The 18,584-nt window shown below is 63.4% G+C and carries 16 protein-coding genes and 1 tRNA gene; 14 read left to right on the top strand and 3 right to left on the bottom strand.

Translation table 11 applies throughout. From position 1 onward, the window contains the following. Nucleotides 1-122: 122 nt before the first annotated feature. On the bottom strand, nucleotides 123-845 hold the full coding sequence (lipB, locus tag E8Q41_RS24215; protein ID WP_137158132.1) for a lipoyl(octanoyl) transferase LipB: 723 nt from the start codon (nucleotides 843-845) through the stop codon (nucleotides 123-125). Nucleotides 846-1,050: 205 nt separating this feature from the next. On the opposite strand from lipB, the gene E8Q41_RS24210 reads away from it, so the two are divergent. The 3 genes from E8Q41_RS24210 (at nucleotide 1,051) to E8Q41_RS24200 (ending at nucleotide 3,715) form a co-directional block, all read left to right on the top strand. Beyond that, nucleotides 1,051-1,135 (top strand) — tRNA-Leu (locus E8Q41_RS24210). Nucleotides 1,136-1,292: 157 nt separating this feature from the next. Further along, nucleotides 1,293-2,366: a histidine kinase dimerization/phosphoacceptor domain -containing protein gene (locus E8Q41_RS24205; RefSeq protein ID WP_137158131.1), complete on the top strand. Its 1,074-nt coding sequence runs from the start codon at nucleotides 1,293-1,295 to the stop codon at nucleotides 2,364-2,366. 86 nt (nucleotides 2,367-2,452) lie between these two features. Next, nucleotides 2,453-3,715 (top strand): hypothetical protein, encoded by a 1,263-nt coding sequence (locus E8Q41_RS24200; RefSeq protein WP_137158130.1) that lies wholly within the window; start codon nucleotides 2,453-2,455, stop codon nucleotides 3,713-3,715. A gap of 5 nt (nucleotides 3,716-3,720) precedes the next feature. Here the strand turns inward: E8Q41_RS24200 and xth are convergent, their stop codons facing one another. Together xth and erpA are read right to left on the bottom strand one after the other, a co-directional pair. After that, nucleotides 3,721-4,506, bottom strand: a complete 786-nt coding sequence (xth, locus tag E8Q41_RS24195; protein WP_137158129.1) for an exodeoxyribonuclease III — start codon at nucleotides 4,504-4,506, stop codon at nucleotides 3,721-3,723. Nucleotides 4,507-4,598: 92 nt separating this feature from the next. Further along, nucleotides 4,599-4,928, bottom strand: a complete 330-nt coding sequence (gene erpA / locus E8Q41_RS24190) for an iron-sulfur cluster insertion protein ErpA (protein WP_137158128.1) — start codon at nucleotides 4,926-4,928, stop codon at nucleotides 4,599-4,601. 146 nt (nucleotides 4,929-5,074) lie between these two features. On the opposite strand from erpA, the gene E8Q41_RS24185 reads away from it, so the two are divergent. The 11 genes from E8Q41_RS24185 (at nucleotide 5,075) to serS (ending at nucleotide 18,583) form a co-directional block, all read left to right on the top strand. Further along, nucleotides 5,075-6,292: a deoxyguanosinetriphosphate triphosphohydrolase gene (locus E8Q41_RS24185; protein WP_137158127.1), complete on the top strand. Its 1,218-nt coding sequence runs from the start codon at nucleotides 5,075-5,077 to the stop codon at nucleotides 6,290-6,292. A 62-nt stretch (nucleotides 6,293-6,354) separates the two neighbouring features. Then, the gene (gene argS / locus E8Q41_RS24180; protein WP_137158126.1) at nucleotides 6,355-8,109 is read left to right on the top strand and encodes an arginine--tRNA ligase; all 1,755 of its coding nucleotides are present in this window, start codon (nucleotides 6,355-6,357) and stop codon (nucleotides 8,107-8,109) included. 65 nt (nucleotides 8,110-8,174) lie between these two features. Further along, complete coding sequence (locus E8Q41_RS24175) at nucleotides 8,175-11,480, top strand: SPOR domain-containing protein (RefSeq protein ID WP_137158125.1); 3,306 nt, start codon at nucleotides 8,175-8,177, stop codon at nucleotides 11,478-11,480. Nucleotides 11,481-11,609: 129 nt separating this feature from the next. After that, nucleotides 11,610-12,626, top strand: coding sequence for a beta-N-acetylhexosaminidase (gene nagZ, locus E8Q41_RS24170; protein WP_137158124.1), 1,017 nt, complete (start codon nucleotides 11,610-11,612; stop codon nucleotides 12,624-12,626). A gap of 9 nt (nucleotides 12,627-12,635) precedes the next feature. Next, nucleotides 12,636-13,505 (top strand): ScpA family protein, encoded by an 870-nt coding sequence (locus E8Q41_RS24165; protein WP_137158123.1) that lies wholly within the window; start codon nucleotides 12,636-12,638, stop codon nucleotides 13,503-13,505. Further along, nucleotides 13,498-14,196: an SMC-Scp complex subunit ScpB gene (scpB, locus tag E8Q41_RS24160; RefSeq protein WP_170976600.1), complete on the top strand. Its 699-nt coding sequence runs from the start codon at nucleotides 13,498-13,500 to the stop codon at nucleotides 14,194-14,196. The genes E8Q41_RS24165 and scpB overlap by 8 nt, the downstream gene beginning before the upstream one ends. A gap of 46 nt (nucleotides 14,197-14,242) precedes the next feature. After that, on the top strand, nucleotides 14,243-15,355 hold the full coding sequence (locus E8Q41_RS24155) for an ABC transporter ATP-binding protein (RefSeq protein WP_137158121.1): 1,113 nt from the start codon (nucleotides 14,243-14,245) through the stop codon (nucleotides 15,353-15,355). 31 nt (nucleotides 15,356-15,386) lie between these two features. Then, a complete protein-coding gene (locus E8Q41_RS24150; RefSeq protein ID WP_137158120.1) occupies nucleotides 15,387-15,578 on the top strand; it encodes a twin-arginine translocase TatA/TatE family subunit in 192 nt (63 codons plus the stop codon). 51 nt (nucleotides 15,579-15,629) lie between these two features. Next, nucleotides 15,630-16,379 (top strand): Sec-independent protein translocase protein TatB, encoded by a 750-nt coding sequence (gene tatB / locus E8Q41_RS24145; protein ID WP_137158119.1) that lies wholly within the window; start codon nucleotides 15,630-15,632, stop codon nucleotides 16,377-16,379. Further along, entirely contained in the window at nucleotides 16,376-17,182 is an 807-nt protein-coding gene (gene tatC / locus E8Q41_RS24140; protein WP_137158118.1) for a twin-arginine translocase subunit TatC, read from the top strand. The genes tatB and tatC overlap by 4 nt, the downstream gene beginning before the upstream one ends. A 117-nt stretch (nucleotides 17,183-17,299) precedes the next feature. After that, nucleotides 17,300-18,583, top strand: coding sequence for a serine--tRNA ligase (gene serS, locus E8Q41_RS24135; protein ID WP_137158117.1), 1,284 nt, complete (start codon nucleotides 17,300-17,302; stop codon nucleotides 18,581-18,583). Nucleotide 18,584 lies beyond the last annotated feature (1 nt).

The following is an 18,584-nucleotide window of genomic DNA, read 5'->3' as shown; positions in this document are numbered from 1 at the left end:
CTTGCAGGATTGGCGCTGCGAGGCGCTCTTGCCGAGGCCATAGCACCCCGCAATAAGGCCCGCAATCGGCCCCTATGCCAAAGCAGGGGGCCGGCGATCCGAATTCGTCGGACGCGCTCGCCTCAGCCGCGCCGTTCGGCCTCTACAGGTCCGAACACTCGCTCGACATTGGCCTTTAGGATCGTGTCGGCGTCGCTCATCATCACCAGTTGGCCGAGGTCGACGAGGCTGGTCACGCCGTAATGCGAGATGCCGCAGGGCACGATGCCGCCGAAATGATCGAGCTCCGGATCGACATTCAGGGAAAAGCCGTGAAAGCTGACCCACTTGCGCAGGCGTATGCCGATCGCGGCGATCTTGTCCTCGGCCATGGAGCCGTCGGGCAGGCGAGGGCGCTCGGGCCGCTGCACCCAGACCCCGACGCGATCCTCGCGCCGCTCGCCCTTGATGTTCATGTCGGCCAACGCGCCGATGACCACATCTTCGAGCGCAGCGACGAAGGCGCGCACGTCCTGTTTGCGGCGCTTGAGATCCAGCATCACATAAGCGACCCGCTGGCCGGGACCGTGATAGGTGTATTCCCCGCCGCGCCCCGTGGCGAAGACCGGAAAGCGATCCGGGGAGAGCAGATCTTTCGCGTCGGCGCTGGTGCCGCCGGTGTAGAGCGGCGGATGTTCGAGCAGCCAGATCAGTTCGTCCGCCTCGCCCGAAGCGATTCTCGCCACTTCCGATTCCATGTCCGCGACCGCCTCCGGATAGCTCACGAGCCCTTCGGAAATACGCCAACGCACGGGATTTCCAGCCTCTCTGGGCCACATGGACTGCGAAAGTTCGGCGCGCTGCATGGCGAAAAAATCCTTGAATGCGATCTGCCGCCTATGTGGGGAAATTTATCCACAAAGGCAAGCCGCCGGAGCTGGAGCCGAGAGTTTCACCGCTTTGCGGCGCCGCCGAAAAATATCGTCAAAAATCTTTCACACCGCTCTTGTGCCGCCGGAATCCTTTTGCTAGATGCTCCCTCGCCGACGGAGTTCGGCACTCTACCACGATGCGGTCGTGGCGGAATTGGTAGACGCGCAGCGTTGAGGTCGCTGTGGGGCAACCCGTGGAAGTTCGAGTCTTCTCGACCGCACCAATCAAAAAGGCCCGCCTTTCGAGGCGGGCTTTTTTGCGTTTGGGCCATGGCGAAGAATATCGCCCGACGGCTTTCCGTGTGTTGACTTATGTTAGATTTTCCTCAGTGGTGCCTTTGAAAGATTTGCGGATATGCTGCAGTCGAAAGGCGATGAGACATGTGGACAGACGGCGCCTGGCATGAACGTCGCCTGATCGGCTTGCACCGGCTGGCGAGGACAGTGCAGCGGGTTCCGGGATTCGGCTATGGCTTGGCGATGGCAGCCTTTTCGATCGCCTTTGTCGTGCGGCTGGCGTCCGACAAATATTTGCCCCCCGGCTTTCCCTTCGTCACTTTCTTCCCGGCGGTCATCCTGTCGAGCGTGTTCGGCGGCGCGCGGGCCGGCGCGCTCTGCGCGATGCTGTCGCTTCTCTCGGCCTGGTACTTCTTCATCGAGCCCTTCGGCGCCTTCGGCGTCAGCGGGCCGGTCATCCTCGCTCTGGCCTATTTCGGGCTTGTCGCGACCATCGACATCGCCATCATCGCCTGGCTGAACAAGACCATCGCGGCGCTCGAGATCGAGAAGGAGCGCAGCCGCAAGCTGGCGGAGGAGCGTCTTGATCTCGCCCGCCACCAGCGCTCCCTTTTCCAGGAGCTTCAGCACCGGACGGCCAACAATCTCGCCATGGTCGCCTCGCTCCTGTCGATCAGCCAGCGCAAGCTGAAGCATATTCCCGAGGCCGTGGACGTGCTGCAGGACGCGAGACTCAGAATCGACCAGATGTCCCGCGTTCATCGCCGTCTCTACGATCCCTCGACCGACGCGGTGCGGCTGGACCGCTATTTTCGCGAGCTCAGCGAAGATCTGCTCAACACCGGCGGCGTGGCCGATTGCGATCTCGTGGTCGAATGCGACCCGATCGAACTCAGCGTGCAGCAGCTCACCAATCTGTCGATGATCGTGCTGGAAGCGCTGATGAATGCGCTGAAGCATGCTGGAAGCGCCGAAGTTAAACTCAGCCTGTCGCTCAAGCTCAAGCGCCTGGACGATGGCTCGGCCCTTCTCGAAGTTCAGGACAATGGCGGCGGCTATCCGGAGGATTTCGATCCGTCGACGAGCCGTCAGCTCGGTTTTCGCTTGATCCAGTCTTTCGCCGACGGCTTGCGCGGCGAAGCGCGCTTTTTCAACAGGGATGGCGCGGTGGTGGCTGTTCACTTCAAGCCCTGCAGCGAGAACCCTGCTTTCGAGTGAGACCGCTCGAAATTTAACGAAAGACAAAGGGCAGTTTCAATCTTCGGTCGTCTAAACAGGGGCGAACGTCTTCTTTTGGAGCGCCCATGCCCCTGTCGCCATCCTCGATCCTGCTGCTTGCTCTGAATGTCGGGCTACTCTGGTTGTTGATGGCCGCGCCGCTTGGCCGCCGCAGCATCGTCATGCGCCGCACATTCGAAGCCGCGCCGGAACAGGTTTGGGCGATGGTGCATCCGCTCGGCAAACACGCCACCTGGTCGCCGAAGCTGCTGGAAAGCCGCGCCGGCGAAACCGAAGGCTGCGTGCTCCAGACGATGAGCCATCACGATCGTCGCGGCGAGCCGATCCGGCGAATGCTCGCCATCGAGAGCATTCAGGGCGGGCCGGGCCTGGCCTATGCGGCGCGCGTGCTGGAGGATTCCGCCCTCGATCCTGTCTTCTGGTCCGATTACTCCGAGACGCGCAGCGTGACCGGCGCCGGAAACAGGACGGAACTGACGGTCGAACTGGTCGATCGCTATCGTGGGCTGGCCTTCTTCCTCTATCGTGTCATCATGCTCAGGCGCGAGCTGCGCGATATCGAGACATGGCTGAAGACAGGGGAGGCGGGTCAGTCCGGCCTGCTCGAGCGACCCTTGACGCAGGTGGCGCTCGCCGTCATCTCGACGCTGCTGCTCTGGCCGTTCTTCGGGTTGACGGGGCATGGGCTGGCGCTGTCGACGATCCTCACCGTGACGATCGTGCTGCATGAACTCGGCCATATGGCCGCCTATCGCGCTTTCGGGCATGAGAAAGTCCGCATGATTTTCATTCCGCTGCTCGGCGGTGTTGCGGTGGGCGGCAGGCCCTATAATTCCAGACTGGAAGTCGCCGTCTGCGCCTTGATGGGAGCCGGTTTCTCGGCCTTCCTGGTTCCGATCGGCGTGGCGCTGCATGGCCTGGCGTCGCCGTCAAACCCGATGGCGGCAGATCTCGTGCTGCTGTTCCTGCTGGTCGGCGGCGCCTTCAACATGCTCAATCTCCTGCCGATGTCGCGTTTCGACGGCGGGCAGGTGATCCGTCAGATCTTTCCGACCCGCGACGGGCTGATGGGCGCGACATTTCTGGTCACGGCGGCCGTGTTGTGGATCGGCTGGCGAATCGGCATTCCCTGGCCGGCGCTCTATGGCGGCCTCGCGGTGATGGTGGCGCTCAGCGTCCTGACCCAGAGCAAATCGACCGTCAAGCCGCGCCACGAACTCGACGACATGACCCCGGCCGAACGCATGCTGGTCGGCTTCGGCTATTACGCGGCGCTCGGCATCCATGGCCATGCGTTGATCTTCGCCTGCGATAAACTGTTCGGCTGATCCGATCAGAAAGAGAAGAAGCCCGCCACGGGCACATGGTCCGACGGCTTGTCCCAGTCGCGGACATATTTCTCGATGCTCGTCGATTGCAGGCGATCGGCGGCTTCCGGCGACAGCAGGAGATGGTCGATGCGGATGCCCCAGTTCTTCTGCCAGCTGCCGGCCTGGTAGTCCCAGAACGTATAGAGCGGCGCGCCGTCCGACGTCGCCCTGACGGCGTCTGTCAGGCCGAGATTTTCGAGCCGCCGGAACGCCTGCCGCGTCGCGGGCAGGAAGAGGGCGTCATTCTCCCAGACTTTCGGATCCCAGCAGTCATGCGGCTCGGGGATGACATTGTAGTCGCCGGCGAGGATGAAGGGTTCTTCGAGCGCAAGCCGCGCCTGCGCATGCGCTTCCAGCCGCTGCATCCAGTTCAGTTTGTAGGGATATTTGACGGGGTCAGCGGAGGGGTTGCCGTTGGGCAGATAGAGGCAACCCACGCGCACCACGCCGCCTTCGATCGAGAAAACGCCTTCGATGTAGCGCGACTGCTCGCCGGTCTCGTCGCCCGGCAATCCCCGCAGCACGTCTTCAGGCCGCAGCTTCGACAGAAGAGCCACGCCGTTGAAGCCCTTCTGGCCATGGGTCTCGACATGATAGCCGAGCGCTTCGATCTCGCCGCGCGGGAAGGCGTCGTCCTGGCACTTGATTTCCTGCAGGCAGACGATGTCCGGAGCGGATTCCTTCAGCCAGGCCAGGAGATTGTCGATGCGCGCGCGGACGCCGTTGATGTTCCAGGTGGCGATTTTCATGCGGGTCTTCCTCGGCGCTCGATGTCTCGGACGGTTTGTCTAACCTTTTCCGAGATGTGCCGCCAGATCCTGAATCAATCGCCGAACAGCCTTCAGATGGCGAAACTCGTTCCGCATCCGCAGCTTGCTACCGCATTCGGATTCTTGATCTGAAAACTCTGGCCCATCAGATTGTCGACGAAGTCGATTTCTGAACCTTCCATGTAGACGACCGACATCGAATCGATCAGCACCCTGGCGTTGTTCTTCTCGATGACGAGATCGTCGTCGCCCTGGTCGCTGACCAGATCGAACTTGTAGGAAAAGCCCGAACAGCCGCCGCCTTCGACCGAGACGCGCAATGCGGTCTTGGCTGGATCCTTGGCGACGATCGTGGCGATGCGGCGGGCGGCCGCGTCGGTGAGTGAAACTGTGTTGCTCATGCTGGTCTTCCTCTCCAAGCGGGGTCAAGGTCCGTTGGGTGAGTTGATGATACGCCAAAAGAGAAGCTTCGGGCAATGTCCTGCTTTTATTGACTTGAAGCACTAGGTAAGTAGGAGGCGGACAGGCGTCAATGGGAATGGAGTTCATGACGATAGACAGGCAGGCCCTCGGTTTCGGCGTCGGCGCGCTCGCGCCTTACGCAGCGGATGCCTGGAAGACGCGCGGACGACTGTTTCCCGAAGGCGGCAGCCCGACGCGCTCCGATTTCCAGCGCGACCGCGACCGTATCGTCCACACCACCGCCTTCCGGCGTTTGAAGCACAAGACGCAGGTGTTCATCGCCCATGACGGCGATCATTACCGCACCCGGCTGACCCATACGATCGAAGTGGCGCAGATCGCCCGCGCTCTGGCCCGCGCGCTCAGGCTCGATGAAGATCTGGCCGAGGGCGTGGCGCTGGTCCATGATTTCGGCCACACGCCCTTCGGCCATACCGGCGAGGACGCCCTGCATGCCGCGCTCGAACCCTATGGCGGCTTCGACCACAACGCCCAGTCGCTGCGCATCGTCACCAAGCTCGAACGCCGCTACGCGGAATTCGACGGGTTGAACCTGACCTGGGAAAGCCTTGAAGGCCTGGTCAAGCACAACGGTCCGCTGATCGGGCCGGACGGGCAGGGCACGCGCGGCCCCGTGCCGCAGCCGATTCTTGATTATTGCGGGCTTTACGATCTCGAACTGTCCAATCACGCCAGTCTCGAAGCCCAGGTCGCGGCGATCGCCGACGACATCGCCTACAACACCCATGACATCGACGACGGCCTCCGTTCGGGCTATCTGACCTTCGACATGCTGGAAGAGGTGCCGTTCCTCGCCGGGTTGATGCGCGAGGTGCGCGACCGCTATCCGGGCCTGGAAGAGAGCCGGCTCACCCATGAAATCATGCGCCGTCAGATCACCCGCATGGTGGAGGATGTGATCGGCGTCACCCAGCAGCGTCTCAAGGACGTGCAGCCGATGAGCGCCGATGACATCCGCGGCGCCGGACTGACCTTCGCGGGTTTCTCCGAGGAAATGTCGGTCACCGACAAGCAGATCAAGAAACTGCTGTTCACCCATATCTACCGGCATCCCGAGATCATGCGCATCCGCGCAGGCGCAGCCCAGATCGTCACCGACCTCTATGCCGCCTTCATGGCCGCGCCCAAGGAGATGCAGAGCCATTACTGGTACGACCAGATCGAGAGCATGCCGGAGCATGTGAAGGCGCGGCATGTCGGCGACTATCTGGCCGGCATGACCGACACCTACGCCATCGCCGCGCACAGGCGCTTGTTTGACCGCACACCCGATTTGCGATAGGGCAGCCCGCTAAAAGGCTGAGACGGCGGCTGCGATAGCGACCGCCGCCGAAAGGATATGCGATGAACCTGTTTGCGGAATTCGAAACCCGGATCAAATCCATCCTGACCGACAAGGTCATTCCGGAGGACAAGCGCGGCGCTGATTTGAGCCGCGTCGTCGTCGAACCGCCGCGCGACGCCTCGCATGGCGATCTCGCCACCAATGCCGCCATGGTTCTGTCCAAGCCGATGGGCATGGCCCCGCGCGCGCTGGCCGAAGAGATCATCAAGCATCTCAGGGAAGACGCCGATGTGGCCGAAGTCGCGGTCGCCGGCCCCGGCTTCATCAATATTCGCCTCTCGGTCGCCTATTGGAGCCGGTTCCTGGCGGGCGTGATCGCCAAGGGCGAGGCCTATGGCCTGTCGACCGTCGGCGGCGGCCGCAAGGTCAATGTGGAATATGTTTCCGCCAATCCGACCGGCCCGATGCATGTCGGCCATTGCCGCAACGCCGTTGTGGGGGATTCGCTCGCCAATCTGCTGATCGCCGCCGGCTACGACGTCACCAAGGAATATTACATCAACGACGCCGGCTCGCAGATCGAGACGCTCGCCCGTTCGGTGTTCCTGCGTTACCGCGAGGCGCTCGGCGAAACCATCGGCGACATCCCGGAGGGTCTCTATCCCGGCGATTATCTCGTGCCGGTCGGTCAGGCGCTCAAGGATGAATTCGGCTCGAAGCTGCGCGGCATGACCGAAGCTGAATGGATGCCGATCATCAAGGATCGCGCCATCGACGCGATGATGGCGATGATCCGCGACGACCTCGCCATGCTCAAGGTTCATCACGACGTGTTTTTCTCCGAGCGCACGCTGCATGCCGATGGCGGCGCGCTGATCCAGAGCGCCATCAACGACCTGACCTATAAGGGCCATGTCTATCGCGGCTCGCTGCCGCCGCCGAAGGGCCAGGTTCCGGAAGACTGGGAAGATCGCGAGCAGGTGCTGTTCCGGTCGACGGATGTCGGCGACGACATGGACCGGCCGCTGATGAAGTCGGACGGCTCCTACACCTATTTCGCCGCCGACGTGGCCTATTTCAAGAACAAGTATGATCGCGGCTTCAGCGAGATGGTCTATGTGCTCGGCGCCGACCATGGCGGCTATGTCAAGCGCCTGGAAGCCGTGGCGCGCGCCGTGTCCGAGGGCAAGGCCAAGCTGACCGTGCTGCTCTACCAGCTGATCAATCTCTACAAGGACGGCGAGCCGTTCAAGATGTCCAAGCGCGCCGGCAACTTTGTGACGCTGCGCGACGTGGTGGACGAAGTCGGCTCCGACGCCGTCCGCTTCATGATGATCTATCGCAAGAGCACCGAACAGCTCGATTTCGACTTCGCCAAGGTGACGGAGCAGTCGAGCAACAATCCGGTCTTCTATGTGCAATATGCGCATGCGCGCTGCGCTTCGGTGTTCCGTCAGGCGCTGGAAGCCTTCCCGGATCTCGAAATCGACGCGGAATCGCTCTCGGAAGCGGCGAAAAAGCTGATCACCGACCCCAGCGAGTTGCAGCTTGTCGCCAAACTGGCAGAATATCCGAGACTGATCGAATCAGCAGCCTCCGCAATGGAGCCGCACCGCCTGCCGTATTTCCTGTATGATTTGGCGGGAGTCTTCAGTGCGCATTACAACAAGGGCCGTGATAATCCCGAGTTACGGTTTGTTAAGGCTAACGATAGAGAATTGACCCAGGCCAGGCTTGGGCTGGTGCGCGCCGTTTCTGCTGTTCTGAAATCCGGATTGTCCATTCTTGGCACATCCGCGCCGGACGAGATGTAACGAAGCCACCATTTGCCCACAATGCTCTGGCATGTCCTGTGCGAGATGCGTGATTGAGTGGTGAAATGGCAGATAACCAGCGGGTGCTGAAGAAAAACGCCGACGACGGCTTCCTGGCGGAAGACGATCCGTTGGCCGAGCTTGCCCGGATCGTCAATTTCGACCTTCCCGTCACGCCCAGCCGCGCGCGGATCTCGACCCCGCGGCGCGAACCCGAATTCAACCTCGAAGACGAACTCCTGAAGGGGCTCGAGCAATATGAGGTTGGAGAGGACGCGCCGGCTGCGCCGACGCCTGCTGTGCCGGACTCTTTCGTCGCGCCTGATCTCGATCAGGATGTTCGCTTTTCCGCAGCGCCGGTCGCTCGTGATCCCTGGTCCGCGCCGTCTTTCGAGCCGGTCGCCGGCGAGCCTCAGGTCTATGCGCCCGTCGCGCCCGAAGAAACCGTCGCTCGGTCCGTTCCCGATCCGTCCGTCGTAACATCGCCTGCAGAACCGGTGTTCGACGCCGCGCCGCAGCCTCGTCTCGACCCCGTGGGTCGCTCGCTGTTCGATCTCGAAGAAGAGATCATGCAGGAATTCGCGGCCTTCGACGCCCGCCGTGGCGGTTCGGCGCCGGTCTCCCCGAGCATTCCTGTCTTTGCCCGCCGCGAACCCGAGCTACCGGTCTACGCTCCTGAACCCGCGCCGGTCGCGCATCAGGAGGAAGAGAGCCTCGACGCCGGCGCTTGGCCGCTGGACGAAGCCGACTTCGTCGAGGCGTTCGGCGAACTCGATATCGACGCCGAGCCTGAGAGCGACGCCGAATATGTGGAGCCCCAGGATTTCGCCGCCGCCGATTGGGACGACGCCGAGGATTTTCCGGTCGACACCCTGGTCGAGGCGCTCGAAGACGAATTGCATCGGTCCATGGCCGAAACCTCGGATCTGTCTGAGCCGGTCGACGTTCGTCACGATGAAACCGATCGCGACGAACCGCAATCCGTGTCCCGGTCCACGCCCTCCGTCGATCCATCGTCTCTGGATGACGACGCGTTCTGGCGCCAGCCGATCGCCGCCGAGCCCTTCGTGGAAGCGGTGGTCGAACCCGAACCCGTGCGCGACGACCGCCCCTCGACGGCGGACGCCATGGCGCTCGACAGGCTTCTCGCCGATGTGGAACGCTATCCCGTCGTGACCCGCACCGGCTGGTCGCGGTCGACCTCCTTCGGCGCGGGCGCGGACAAAATCGTTCCGCCGGTCGCTCCTGCTCCCTCTTTTGACGCGCCCGAGCCGGCCCCCGTCGCTACGGCCATGGCGCCGGTTGCGGTTCCTGCAGAGCCGGTTGCTGCGCCGCGCGCTCCCTCGGCCGCCCCGGATGTCGCCCTCGTCGAGCCGGTGGCCCGCAAGGACGTGGTCGAAACCGCCGATGACGACGATTTCCCGTTTTTCTCCGACGCCGATCTGTTCGATGAGAGCGCGTTCGAACTCGATCTCCGCGAAATCGAACTCGACCTGCTCGACGTCATGGATGACGCGCCGGCCGCAAAGCCCGTTGCCGCCGCACCTGCGCCGAAGGTGATCGACGACTCCTATCCCGCCGTCGAAAATATCGTGAAGCCTGCGCGCGAAGCGCCCGTGGTCATCGACGCGGCTCCGGTCAAGCCTGAAGTCGCCGATCTTGCCTCCTTGCCGTTCGATCCCTCGCAGATCTCCGTCGAGGAAGACGCGCTCGAGGCTCTGGCCGAGATCGATGTGCCGGAACTGCCGGTGGTCGATCACGAACCGGCTGCGACCGATCCGGCCGACTACGACCTCGATATCGACGCTGATATGGCGGAGTTTTTCGCCGCTCGTCCCGAGCCGACGGCCACCGTAATTCCGAGCCGGTCGGCTGGACGCGTCGAAAGCGTTGCTCCCGCTGCTGCGCCTGACAAGGCGACGGGCGATTTCGACGAATTCGAAAAGGCCCTTGAAGAAGATTTCCGCCGCTCGCTGTCGGAGAACCGCGCCACCGTCAATCTCGACCGCGTGGCCCTGTCGCCCGTCGATATCGAGGAGACGCGGGAGGATCGCGGCCGCTCGCGGCGCATTCTGGTTCTCGCCGCCTCCGTGGTCGGCGTCGCCTTGCTGGGCGGTGCGGGCGTCTACGCCTTTATCGGCGGCGCGGATGGACTTGTGGCGTCGACAGGCGAGCCGAAGATCATTCTCGCCGACAAGGAACCGATGAAGGTCGCGCCGCAAAATCCCGGCGGCCAGAAGGTTCCGAACCAGGACAAGGCCGTCTATGACCGCGTGTCGGGCGCGAGCACCGACGAATCCAAGCAGCCGCGCCTCGTGACCTCGAATGAGGAGCCCGTCGACGTCGTCCAAAAGACGCTGTTGCCGGAAAGCCTGCCCATGGACGACGAACAGGACGCCATGGGAACGCCGACCGAAGACACGACCGACGCCCGCCTTCTGCCCGAAGGCGCGTCGGAAAATGTCTCGACGTCGGAGAAGGTCGCCACCGGCGTCGCCCCGCGCAAGGTGCGCACCATGATCGTCCGTCCGGACGGCTCGCTGGTGCCGCGCGAGGAGATCGTGGCGGAAACCGCCGCCGCCACGCCGGACGCGCCGGCAGAGGCGACCACCCAGCCGGCGGACGTGCCCGAACGGCTGCAGCCGGATGATATTTCGCGCACGATCGAGCAGGCTTCCGCCGACCCCTCCATCGGTCAGGAACAGACGGCTCGCTCCGTCGAACCCGCAGCCGCGGAGACTCAGCCCGCCGCCGACAACGAAACCGACGCAGCAGAGACCACGACCGAGGCTCCGGCCGATGGCGGCGTCACCGCCGACCAGGCGGCCATCGCCGCCGCCTCGCAGGCCGATGTCCCGGCCGCGACCGAACCGACCGACACAGCCTCGCCGGAAACCGCGCCTGTAGAAACCGCGCCTGAGCAGACGGCGCCGGCCGAGTCGGTGGAAACTGCGTCCGCGCCGGCCAACACGCCGGTTCCATCAAGCCGTCCCGCGGAGCAGCCGGTCAACGTCATCGGCGCCGTCACGGATCAGGGACGCGTGACCGACGGTCAGCCTGCCGAGGCCCAGACAGCGAGCGCCGAGCCGCAGGCTGAAGCGCCCGTGGCGCAGACGCCGACGCCGGCCGGCTCCTATGTGATCCAGATCGCCTCGCTGCCGAGCCAGTCCGACGCCGAAACTTCCTACAAGCGTCTGTCGGTGAAGTTTGCCGGCGTGATCGGCGGCCGCGGCGTGGATATCAAGCGCGCTCAGATCGCCAACAAGGGCACCTATTATCGCGTCCGCATTCCTGCTGGCTCGAAGCAGGAGGCTCAGGAGCTCTGCGCTCGCTACAAGGCCGCCGGCGGTTCCTGCCTTGTTTCCAAGTAAGTTTTCCGATTAATCTGCGCGCGGCCGGGACATTTCGTTCCGGCCGCGCGTGTTTTCCAGCATGTCGCGCAGAGCTGAAACGCGGTTCTTGCGATGACGGCATCTGAACATCGACACGAGAGATCATCCATGACCGACGTCAACGCCGTTATCTTCGGGGCGAGCGGCCTCGAACTCACCGAAGCCGAGCGCGCCTTCTATCGCGACGCCAACCCTTGGGGCTTCATCCTGTTCGCGCGCAACATCTCCGCCGACGCCGAGCAGATCAAGCGGCTGGTCGCGGATATGCGCGACAGCGTCGGCCGCAATGCTCCGGTGCTGATCGACCAGGAAGGCGGTCGCGTCCAGCGCATCCGCGAACCGCTCTGCCCGCGTTACCCTTCCGGCCGCGACCTCGGCGATATCTGGCGGCAGGACCCGGCCAGAGGCGTCCGCGCCGCCTGGCTGATGTCGCGCCTGCACGCCTTCGACCTTCTGAAGCTCGGCATCAATGTCGACTGCCTGCCGGTGCTGGACGTGCCGGTGGAAGGCGCAAACGACGTGATCGGCAACCGCGCTTATGGCAAGAATCCCGAGATCGTCACCCAGATGGGCCGCGCCGCCGCCGATGGTCTGAAGGCCGGCGGCATGCTGCCGGTGATGAAACACATGCCGGGTCATGGCCGCGCCTTCGCCGATTCCCATCACGATCTACCCGTGGTCGACACGCCGCTGGACGAGTTGCGCGCCCATGATTTCCCGCCCTTCAAGGCGCTGACCGGCGAAGTGATGGGCATGTCCGCCCATGTGGTGTTCACCGCCATCGATCCGGAAAACCCTGCCACCACCTCGCGTAAGGTGATCGAGGAGATCATTCGCGGCGAATTCGGCTTCGACGGCCTGTTGCTGTCCGACGACAGCTCCATGAACGCGCTCAAGGGCACGCTCGGCGAACGAGCCCGCGCCATCGCCTCGAACGGCTGCGATGTCGTCCTCCATTGCAATGGCGCGATGCAAGAGATGCTGGACGTCATCGCGCAGGTCAAGCCGATCGCCGGCAAGACGAAAGAACGCGCCGACCGCGCTATGGCGGCCTTCACCGCGCCGGACGACAGCAATGAGGCCGAACTGCGGGCAGAGTTCGCCGCGCTTCTGCCGTCGGCTTGAGGCAGCGCAATGGCGGGGGCTGACGCGCAGGATCAAGCGCCTCTCGAAAAACTCTGGGAGGATCGGCCGGTCAGGGTCGACGAAACCCTGCCTGTGGCTGAGGTCGAGCCTGCGCTGGTGATCGATGTCGGCGGGTTCGAAGGTCCGCTCGACCTGCTGCTTCATCTCGCCCGCAATCAGAAAGTCGATCTCGCCCGCATCTCGGTGCTGGCGCTGGCCGAGCAATATCTCGACTTCATCGAAAGCGCCCGCCGTGTCCGGCTGGAACTGGCCGCCGACTATCTGGTGATGGCCGCCTGGCTCGCTTATCTCAAGTCGCGCCTGCTGATCCCGCAGGCGCCGAAGGATGACGGTCCCTCGGGCGAGGAGTTGGCGGCCACGCTCGCTTATCGCCTCCGGCGGCTCGAGGCGATCCGCGACGCCGCCATGCGCCTCGTCAATCGAAACCGGCTGGGCCGGGATTTCTTCGCTCGCGGCGCGCCGGAATTCATTCCCGATGAGCGGAAGTCGGCCTATGACGCCTCGCTCTATGATCTGCTCTCGGCCTATGCAAATTTGCGGCAGAGGCAGGCGATCACCAATGTCACCATCCAGAGACGAAAGGTCTGGTCGCTCGCCGACGCGCGGCTGATGCTGGCGCGGATCGTCGGCGCGCTCGATGACTGGACGGCGCTCGACACATTTCTTATCCGCTACGCCGCCGATCCCGAAGAAAGGGCCACCGCCATCGCCAGTTCTTTCGCCGCCACGCTGGAACTGATCCGCGAACGCCGCATCGAGGTGCGGCAGGAGGGCGCCTTCCAGCCGATCTTCATGCGCACGGGCTCCAATCCCATCACCGACGCCGATCTCGAAGCCATGGAGGCGGGCCGTGACTGACGTCATCACGCCTGAGACCCAGGCTCTTCTCGGCGACATCCTGAATTCGGACGCGGCGCGGGCCGCCGAAGCCCTGATCTTCGCCTCCGCCAATCCGGTGTCGGAGCATTACCTCACCGAACGCCTGCCGCGCGGGGCCGACGTGCCGCGCATCCTTGCAGAACTCAGCCGTTTCTACGCCGCCCGCGGCGTCAATCTCGTCAAGATCGACGGCTTCTGGGCCTTCCGCACCGCGGCCGATCTCTCCTTCGCCGTTCGACAGGAAGGGCAGGAGCCCAAGAAGCTGTCGCGCGCCGCGCTCGAAGTGCTGGCGATCATCGCCTATCACCAACCGGTGACGCGCGCCGAGATCGAGGACATCAGAGGCGTGCAGACGTCCAAGGGCACCCTCGATGTGTTGCTGGAGGCGGGTTGGGTCAAGTTCCGCGGCCGCCGCCGCACGCCGGGCCGCCCCGTCACCTTCGGCACCACCCGCGACTTCCTCGATCACTTCGGCCTTGAGGAGATCCGCGATCTTCCGGGAATTGAAGAGCTCAAGGCCGCCGGCCTGCTGACGGGCCGCATTCCTGCCGGACTGTCCGCGCCCATCCCCAAGAGCGACGACGAGCTCTCGGGCGACGAGGATCCCATCACCCAGCTCGATCTCGAAGAGCTCGGCCTCTTGACTCCCGGGGGTGAAGCGGATGAATAGCGTCATCTTTAAGTGAGCGGGCCTGTCCCCGCCGGGACAGACGCCATTGCCGACGACCAACAGCCAGAAGGATGCGCAGAGCCCCCGCCGATCGGCTGGCGTGACCTTCGCAGCCGGCCTGAGCTTCGAGAACATCACCCATAGCTATGGCGGCAAGCCGATCCTGCAGGATCTGACCCTCACTGTGGAGCCGGGCGAGGTGCTCTGCCTGCTCGGGCCTTCCGGCTCCGGCAAGACGACGCTTTTGCGCATCGCCGCCGGCATCGAGGCCCAGAGCGCCGGGCGCGTTCTTCTGAATGGTCGCGAAATCGCTGGACCGGCGACGTTCCTGCCGCCCGAGCGGCGGGGAGTCGGCCTGATGTTCCAGGATTTCGCACTGTTTCCGCATATGACCATCGCCGACAATGTCCGCTATGGGCTGACTGCGCTTCCCAAGGAGGAAGCGAGGACCGAGGCGCTTCACGCGCTGGAGCGGGTGGGGCTCGCCGATTACGCCGAGGATTATCCGCACCGGCTGTCGGGCGGCCAGCAGCAGCGCGTCGCCCTGGCGCGCGCGCTCGCGCCGCGCCCGGCGGTGCTTTTGATGGACGAACCCTTTTCGGGTCTCGATTCCCGGCTCAAGGATGCGATCCGCGCCGACACGCTTTCAATTCTTCGCGAGGCGCGCGTGACCGCGATCGTGGTGACCCATGACGCGGAAGAGGCCATGCGCATGGCCGACCGCATCGCGCTTCTTAAGGATGGCCGATTGGTGCAGGTCGGTCCTTCCGATATCCTCTACCGGAATCCGGCCAATCTGTTCGCCGCGTCGTTTTTTTCCGAGGTCAATCTGTTCGAAGGCGTGGTTTTACGCGGTCAGGTGGAAACTCCGCTCGGCGCAATCGCCGCGCCCGGCGTCGACGATCACAAAACTGTGGATGTTGCCTTGCGGCTGTCGGGTCTCAAAATCGCTGCCGATGGCGACGGCGCCAAGGCCCGCATCCTGTCACGCCGGTTTTTGGGCGTGGTCGACATGTTCACACTGGCCGTTGAAGGCCTCGAAGAGCCGATCCGGGCGCGTATCCGGGCCGACGAAGTGCCGCATGGCCTTAGGGACGTCGTTGTCTCGATGAGCGAACGTGATACATTGGTGTTTGAAAAAGCCATAAAGAGCGACTAAGTCTTTAGGGCACAAAACTGGGAGTGTGAGCATGGGTTCCTTTAGCGTATGGCACTGGCTGATTGTTCTGGCCGTGATCCTGATTTTCTTCGGCCGCGGCAAGATCCCCGAATTGATGGGCGACGTCGCCAAGGGCATCAAGAACTTCAAGAAGGGCATGGCCGAGGAAGAAACTGCCGAGAAGACGCCGACCGTGGACCACAAGGCCGACGAAGCGAAGTAACAAAGCGCCGGCAGGGGCGGCCCTTGCCGCTCCAGCCGCAGGATAATCATCATGCTGGAAGTCGGCTGGAGCGAGATCCTCGTCATCGCGCTCATACTCATCATCGTGGTGGGTCCCAAGGACCTGCCTGGAATGCTCAGGACATTTGGACGCATGGCGACGCGCGTGCGCGGTATGGCCAACGAGTTTCGTTCACAATTCGATGAGGCTCTGCGCGAGGCGGAACTCGACGATGTTCGAAAAGGTCTGAGCGAGGTCAACAAGCTCAATCCGGCCAACAGCCTGCGTGACGCGATCAATCCGATCCGAAAGCTCGGCGAGGACATCAAGTCCGACCTGCGCAAGGCGACCGATCTCAAGGACGAGCCTGCTTCGTCTGCTGAGACGCCCGTGACCGGTGAGAAGACCGAGGACGAGGCCCCCGCGCCTGCATCCAATCCGGTCCTTGAACCGGTGGCGAAGCTCGCGCCATCGCCCGCTGAAGCGCAGCCGGACGAGACCAAAGCGCCTGTGGCCGCTCCGCCTGCCGTCGTGCAGCCGGCTTCGCCGCCGGCCGTGGTCGACCCCAAGCCCGTTCCGGCGGTGGTGGAGGCGAACCCTCTTCCGGTCGTTCAGGACGCAAAGCCAAAGGCCAAGCGGACCTCCAAGCCCAAGGCGGAAAAAGCCGAAGGCGAAAGCGAAGTGGTGAAAACGCCGCGCGCGCCGCGCAAGACCGCCGCCAAAGCGGAAGGCGTTGCATCCGACGCGCCGAAGCCTAGGAAAAAGGCTGCCAAGAAAACCGACGAGACCGGTGACGCATGAGTGACGAGATCGAGGACAAGCCGCAGCCGCTCATCGAGCATCTGATCGAACTGCGCCAGAGGCTGATCTGGGCCGTCGTCGCGTTTTTCGCGGCCTTTCTGGTCTGCTTCTATTTCGCCGAGCAGTTGTTCAATGCGCTGGTGGTGCCCTATCGCATTGCCGTCGATTGGTCGCATCTCGACCCTGCCACGACGGAGATGATCTACACCGCGCCGCAGGAATTCTTCTTCACCCAGATCAAGGTGGCGATGTTCGGCGCTATGGTGATCGCCTTTCCGGTGATCGCGACGCAGATCTACAAATTCGTTGCGCCCGGCCTCTATAAGAACGAACGCGCCGCGTTCATGCCGTTTCTGATCGCCTCGCCGGTGCTGTTCCTGCTCGGCGGCGCCATGGTCTATTTCCTCTTCACCCCGATGGTGATGTGGTTCTTCCTGTCCATGCAGCAGACGGGCGGCGAGGGGCAGATCGCGATTTCGCTGATGCCGAAAGTTTCGGAATATCTCAGCCTGATCATGACGCTGATCTTTTCCTTCGGACTGGTGTTCCAGCTTCCGGTGGTGACATCGCTGCTGGTGCGCGTCGATCTGCTGACCTCGAAGACGCTCGCCGACAAGCGCAAATACGCGGTCGTGATCGCCTTCATCGTCGCTGCCGTGTTGACCCCGCCGGATCCGATCTCGCAGCTCGGTCTCGCGATCCCGACGATCATCCTCTATGAGATCGCCATCTACGCGGCGCGTCTGATCGAAAAGACGAGGAAATTGCGGCTTTCCGACGAAAGCTCAGAGGGTTCCGCCTGATTTGCCCGGCAAGCCGCGCTTGCGGCTTGTCTTTCCGCTCTCCTCGCGCCAAAACCACGGTGACCCGGAATCACGATGCGTCGGGATTCCGCCCCTGAGCCAAGAGACGGTGTTCATATGCTCGATATCAAATGGATTCGCGACAATGCGGCGGCGCTCGACGCCGCGCTCGGAAAACGCGGAGCCGAAGCCCAGTCCGCCACCCTCATCGCGCTCGATGAGGCGCGCCGCGCCATCGTCCAGAAGGCGCAGGACATGCAGTCGCGCCGCAACGCCGCCTCCAAGGAGATCGGCGCGGCCATGGGCCAGAAGAATACGGAGCTGGCGGACAAGCTGAAGGCGGAAGTCGCGGCGATCAAGCTCGATCTGCCCGCCGCCGAGGAAGAAGAGCGCCGCATCACCGCCGAGCTCAACGACGCGCTGTCGCGAATCCCCAATATTCCGCTCGACGACGTGCCGGTCGGCAAGGACGAGCACGACAACGCCGTAACCCGCGTCATCGGCGACAAGCCGCGCTGGAACCATCCCGCCAAAGAGCATTACGAAATCGGCGAAGCGCTCGGCTGGATGGATTTCGAAGGCGCAGCCAAGATCGCCGGCGCCCGCTTCACCATCCTCAAGGGCCAGCTCGCCCGGCTGGAGCGCGCTATCGGCCAGTTCATGCTCGACACGCATACGATGGAGCATGGTTATACCGAAGTGCAGCCGCCGCTGATGGTGCGCGACGACGCCATGTACGGCACCGGCCAGCTGCCGAAATTCGCTGAGGACCTGTTCCGCACCACCGACGACCGCTGGCTGATCCCGACGGCGGAAGTGCCGCTGACCAATCTCGTTCGCGAGCAGATCCTCGAACACGACGCGCTGCCTCTGCGCCTGACCGCGCTTACGCCTTGCTTCCGCTCGGAGGCGGGCTCGGCAGGTCGCGACACGCGCGGCATGCTGCGCCAGCACCAGTTCAACAAGGTCGAGCTCGTGTCGATCACCGACGCCCAATCCTCGATCGCCGAGCATGAGCGGATGACGGAATGCGCCGAAACCGTGCTCAAGAAGCTCGGCCTGCATTTCCGCACCATGACGCTCTGCACCGGTGATATGGGCTTCGGCTCGCAGAAGACCTATGACATCGAAGTCTGGCTGCCGGGCCAGAACACCTATCGCGAGATCTCGTCTTGCTCGGTCTGCGGCGATTTCCAGGCGCGCCGCATGAATGCGCGTTATCGCGACCGCGACGACAAATCGGTCAAGTTCGTCCATACGCTGAACGGCTCCGGCACCGCCGTGGGTCGCGCCCTGATCGCCGTGATGGAAAATTATCTCAATGAGGACGGCTCCATCACAATTCCGGATGTGTTGCTGCCTTATATGGGCGGTCTGAAGAAGATCGAGAAAGCGAGCTGAG

The organism is Rhizobium sp. FKL33 (genome assembly GCF_005222915.1).
Taxonomy (GTDB): Bacteria; Pseudomonadota; Alphaproteobacteria; order Rhizobiales; family Rhizobiaceae; genus Rhizobium_E.
This window is presented reverse-complemented; position numbering and strand designations above follow the sequence as displayed.

Excerpts from the sequence above, each read along its gene's own strand:
- lipB (WP_137158132.1), bottom strand. The coding sequence starts at position 845 with ATGCAGCGCGCCGAACTTTCGCAGTCCATGTGGCCCAGAGAGGCTGGA.
- E8Q41_RS24205 (WP_137158131.1), top strand. The coding sequence starts at position 1,293 with ATGTGGACAGACGGCGCCTGGCATGAACGTCGCCTGATCGGCTTGCAC.
- E8Q41_RS24200 (WP_137158130.1), top strand. The coding sequence starts at position 2,453 with ATGCCCCTGTCGCCATCCTCGATCCTGCTGCTTGCTCTGAATGTCGGG.
- xth (WP_137158129.1), bottom strand. The coding sequence starts at position 4,506 with ATGAAAATCGCCACCTGGAACATCAACGGCGTCCGCGCGCGCATCGAC.
- erpA (WP_137158128.1), bottom strand. The coding sequence starts at position 4,928 with ATGAGCAACACAGTTTCACTCACCGACGCGGCCGCCCGCCGCATCGCC.
- E8Q41_RS24185 (WP_137158127.1), top strand. The coding sequence starts at position 5,075 with ATGACGATAGACAGGCAGGCCCTCGGTTTCGGCGTCGGCGCGCTCGCG.
- argS (WP_137158126.1), top strand. The coding sequence starts at position 6,355 with ATGAACCTGTTTGCGGAATTCGAAACCCGGATCAAATCCATCCTGACC.
- E8Q41_RS24175 (WP_137158125.1), top strand. The coding sequence starts at position 8,175 with ATGGCAGATAACCAGCGGGTGCTGAAGAAAAACGCCGACGACGGCTTC.
- nagZ (WP_137158124.1), top strand. The coding sequence starts at position 11,610 with ATGACCGACGTCAACGCCGTTATCTTCGGGGCGAGCGGCCTCGAACTC.
- E8Q41_RS24165 (WP_137158123.1), top strand. The coding sequence starts at position 12,636 with ATGGCGGGGGCTGACGCGCAGGATCAAGCGCCTCTCGAAAAACTCTGG.
- E8Q41_RS24150 (WP_137158120.1), top strand. The coding sequence starts at position 15,387 with ATGGGTTCCTTTAGCGTATGGCACTGGCTGATTGTTCTGGCCGTGATC.
- tatB (WP_137158119.1), top strand. The coding sequence starts at position 15,630 with ATGCTGGAAGTCGGCTGGAGCGAGATCCTCGTCATCGCGCTCATACTC.
- tatC (WP_137158118.1), top strand. The coding sequence starts at position 16,376 with ATGAGTGACGAGATCGAGGACAAGCCGCAGCCGCTCATCGAGCATCTG.
- serS (WP_137158117.1), top strand. The coding sequence starts at position 17,300 with ATGCTCGATATCAAATGGATTCGCGACAATGCGGCGGCGCTCGACGCC.